General features: G+C 62.7%; 2 protein-coding genes. Both read left to right on the forward strand.

Annotated features, from left to right (window positions below):
• Positions 1–197 (forward strand): hypothetical protein (locus tag MKK60_RS00010; protein WP_243983387.1); only part of this gene is annotated, 197 nt, incomplete at its 5' end.
• On the forward strand, positions 184–381 hold a 198-nt coding region (locus tag MKK60_RS00015), incomplete at its 3' end, for a hypothetical protein (RefSeq protein WP_243983388.1). The genes MKK60_RS00010 and MKK60_RS00015, both read left to right, overlap by 14 nt.

A 381-nucleotide genomic window follows, 5' to 3' on the forward strand; every position in this document is an offset into this window, starting at 1 on the left:
CCGACCGCGACCGGCTCGCCGATGAGGTGGCGCGGCTGCGCGGGGCTCTTGAGAGATCCGCCGATACGTTGAACGCCTGCGAGGGCGTCATGCGAAACGCGGGCGATATTGCCGCCGCGATGGAGGCATCCGTCGAAGAAGCGCTCGCCCGCCGCGCTCTCACCGCCACAGGAGGACCGACCGATGACGCCGCGTGATCATATTCTTGAAATACTCGACTTGTCGCAGCCGATACAAACGCGAGATGGCCGGGCCGCGCGCTTGATCAGTACGAATGAAACGCATCAAAGCGGCGGCTATATCTACCCGCTGCGCGCAGAGGTCGAACACCCGAATAAACCCGATCGCTGGAAAAGCTGGTTCTACATGCGGGACGGTTGC

It is taken from the genome of Methylobacterium sp. J-092 (assembly GCF_022829325.1).
Classification (GTDB): Bacteria; Pseudomonadota; Alphaproteobacteria; order Rhizobiales; family Beijerinckiaceae; genus Methylobacterium.